Raw genomic sequence first — 3,522 nt, 5'->3', positions numbered from 1 at the left:
ACCTTGTCGAGACGCATGCCAAAGCCGCAGGCGACCTCGTAGTTAATCGTTCCGCGCAGTCGGGCCATCTCGTCCATAGTGATCTCGGCATCGCCATCGCGGCCGACAATAATCATCTCGTCACCATACTCGGCCTCGGGAATCTCGTGTGCCGGGTTGGACTGAATGGCGACCATAAACTGGTCCATGCAGATATTGCCAACCTGATGCACGCGCTCGCCGCGATACAGCACATCCATACGATTGGAAAGCGTACGCGATAGGCCATCGGCATAACCGATCGGCAGCGTGCAGATCTGAACGCGCGTACGCGGTACGCGGTAGGTAAAACCGTAGCCCACGCCCTCACCCATCGCAGGGTGTGCCACGCGCGTCACACGCGCATGGACGCTCATAACGGGATCAAGCTGCATCACGCGGCCACTCAGCTCGCACGGCTGCATGCCATACAAGCCAACGCCGGCGCGGATCATATCAAAATGCATCGAGGGGTCGAGCATCGAGGACGGCGTGTTGGCGCAGTGCACGATACCGCACTCAAAACCCGCATCCTTAATGGCCTGAACGGCCTCGGTAAAGCGCTGACACTGCAGCTTGTAGTCCCAGCCCGAAGGTTCATCGGCCGTGGCGAAGTGCGTAAATACGCCGTCGCACTGAATACCGCGATGGAAATTTATACCGCGGACAAAGTCGAGCACCTGCGTGTAGTGAACGCCGATACGATTCATGCCCGTCTCGATGGCGAGATGATACTTGCCCACTTTGCCCGCCGCGACGGCACATTCGCCATACGCAAGAGCAAAATCAGACGTATAGACCGAAGGCATGATATCAAACTCGAGCAACGTCGGAATGGCCTCGATAGGCGGCTCGCTTAGGATGAGGATGGGTTTCGTAATCCCGCCCTGTCGGAGCTCAACGCCCTCGTTAACCGTCGCCACGGCAAACATGTCGGCACCGGCCGAATACATGATCTTGGCGCACTCAACAGCTCCATGACCATAAGCATCGGCCTTGACCACGCAGCACAGGCGCTGACGTGGATTCAGCAAGTTCTTATAGGCCCTCGTGTTGCGACGGAGCGCCCCGCGGTCGATCTCGACCCAGGACCAGCGCGTCAAATCGGCTTTATTCATGATTAGTCATCCGACCCTTCGTCCATGATTCCCAGATCTTCGAGCGCATCCTTTGCCGCCAGTTCCATGGCCGGACCGATCAAGTCGATAAGATCGGTCGCGATGACGCTCTTCTCACCATACTCCGTCGCCGCGGCAAAACCGGCGTAGCTGTGAAGTGCGACGGCGTACGAATACAGCAGCTCCCAACGATCCATCTCGTCGCGCATGGTGGCAAGCGTGCCGGCCAAAATACCCGCGAGAACATCACCCGAACCGGCAGTTGCCAGAGAAGCCGGACCCGAGAGCGGCAGCAGCACACGCTCAACGCCACAGATAGCCGTCGTCGGCCCCTTGGCAATGACCACCAGATTGTCAGAGCCTGCAGCCCAGACAACCTTCTGCGCGGCTGCAATCGCAGTACCAAGGTCGTTCACCTCGTCACCGGCAACCAGACGCGAAAGTTCACGATAGTGCGGCGTCATAACCAACGGCTGCTCGCGACGATACATCTCGGGATTACTATCAATACCGTCAATGGCAATCTTAGCAAGGCAGTTGAGTGCATCGGCGTCCAAGATAAGCGGCACATCAAGCTCGAGCAAGCCCGAAACCACCTGCATAGCGCCGGCAGATGTCGTCATACCGGGACCGCACAGCACACAGCTGTACTTCTTTGCAATCTCGCACACAGTCATGCGCGCAGCGGCGCCAAAGGAGCCGCGGGAATCAGACGGAATAGCAAAGACGGGAATCGAAGGAAGTGCCATGCGAATAAGATTGGCGCAGGCGTCAGGAGCCGCGACTGCCACGTAACCAGCACCCGCGCGAGCTGCAGACTTGGCCGCCATAATGGCAGCACCAGGATATTGCGCAGATCCGGCGACAATAAGCACAGAGCCACGGGAATACTTATCGATATTCGTAGGTAGTGGGGCAAAGTAATCAACTAAGTCACCGGGCTCGACAATCTCGGCGGCGTGGTCGACATCATCGATGACCTCGTCAAGACGGTCGTAAAGATTGCCGCAGATCAAATCGCCAGCATACTCAGGACCATCAGCGCTATACAGACCAATCTTGGGCGCAATCATCGTCACCGTATGCTCGGCACGAATGCAGTCGTCATCAACAACGCCCGTCTCGGCATTGAGGCCCGAGGGAACATCAATGGATACGACACAATCGGCGCATTCATTGACCGTAGGAATCCAGATGGAGAACGGCGCACGCAGATTTCCGTGGAAACCGGTACCAAAAATGGCATCGACAACAACATCGGCCTTATCGATCAAAACCTCGAGTTCGTCACGCGAGGGGCCGACGCAAACGTGCACATCGCGGCCGGCAGTACGACGAGCAACATGACGTGCCAGAGCAGCAGGAATCTCATCCGGCTCAACCGGAGAAACGATATCCACGTCCACACCCTTATGGCTCAGGATATCGGCGGCAACCCAACCGTCGCCGCCATTATTACCAAAACCGACCAGAACGAGAACCCGATCGGGATTGAGCTTCAAGACCTCGTTGGCGGCAAACTCACCCGCTAGCTCCATAAGCTCGGCCTTCGAAGTCCCTTCGCGTTCGATGATATCCTCGAGACGAACGACTTCTTCGGTACTCAAAACCGGTTTCATCTATGCTCCTAGCGTATCTTGCGAAGCATCGCCCAGGTGCTCCGTCAATGCTGAATTCTGCAGCTGCTCAAGCTCATCTAAAACAGAGCGAGCCTCTTTAAATGTCTGCGCTACGCGTTTCTTGGTGCTCACCTTTTCCTCTTTTGGCTTAGGCCGAGCATCTTCGGTAATCGCGATGGCATTCGCAACGGCCAAGTCTCCTGTAAGCGTAATGGAAAGAGCGACCTCAACAACACCCAGTTCTTGAGCGATCTCGAGAGCACGGCCCGAAAGCAGCGCCTTCGGTTTGCCGAGTTTATCACGCGTAACCGAAACATCCTTGCGACCCACGCCTTGACTAAAACCCATGCCGAGAGCTTTAAGTACCGCCTCGCGCGAAGCAAAGCGGCTCGCATAGTGAGCAGCGGGACGCGATGATGCATCGCAATACGCACGCTCTTCTTCGGTAAACACACGCCGAGCAAACGACGGCGTCTTTTCAAGAATTGATTTCATGCGGGAAATCTCGACGATATCAACGCCGATACCAGCTTCAGCCATGTTCACCTCCATATCGCACAGACTAAGTTATTGTAGCCCGTTCGCAGAAGATGCGACAAACGAGGGTTATAAAACACAGCTACTATGTGAGACAAAAGCCCGTAAACGCAAAAAAGGGGGAGGCCGCGAGGCCTCCCCCTTCTCAGTTCTAGCGTACGGCTCGGTGCCGTCCACCGGTCAGCGGCGCCCTGGCCTCCCACGGGCTGACCCCGCAGTACTCTCGGCGC

3 protein-coding genes are annotated in these 3,522 nt (G+C 56.6%); all 3 read right to left on the bottom strand.

What is annotated here, in order from left to right; genetic code table 11:
* Positions 1 to 1,136: alanine racemase (gene alr / locus ABHR75_RS09705; RefSeq protein ID WP_346964212.1), on the bottom strand; the 1,136-nt coding region annotated here is incomplete at its 3' end.
* Between the two features lie 2 nt (positions 1,137 to 1,138).
* Positions 1,139 to 2,755 carry an NAD(P)H-hydrate dehydratase gene (locus ABHR75_RS09700; protein WP_082222952.1) on the bottom strand — a complete coding sequence of 539 codons (1,617 nt, stop codon included), beginning with the start codon at positions 2,753 to 2,755 and terminating at the stop codon, positions 1,139 to 1,141.
* A complete protein-coding gene (acpS, locus tag ABHR75_RS09695; protein ID WP_195568739.1) occupies positions 2,756 to 3,295 on the bottom strand; it encodes a holo-ACP synthase in 540 nt (179 codons plus the stop codon). It abuts the gene before it with no gap.
* Positions 3,296 to 3,522: the final 227 nt, after the last annotated feature.

It is taken from the genome of Collinsella aerofaciens (genome assembly GCF_039752955.1).
Classification (GTDB): Bacteria; Actinomycetota; Coriobacteriia; order Coriobacteriales; family Coriobacteriaceae; genus Collinsella; species Collinsella aerofaciens_BI.
The sequence above is the reverse complement of the archived record's forward strand: the minus strand, read 5'-3'. Positions and strand labels throughout refer to the sequence as shown.

What these genes read in the sequence shown, in the direction of transcription:
- ABHR75_RS09700 (WP_082222952.1), bottom strand. Translation starts at nt 2,755, where the DNA reads ATGAAACCGGTTTTGAGTACCGAAGAAGTCGTTCGTCTCGAGGATATC.
- acpS (WP_195568739.1), bottom strand. Translation starts at nt 3,295, where the DNA reads ATGGCTGAAGCTGGTATCGGCGTTGATATCGTCGAGATTTCCCGCATG.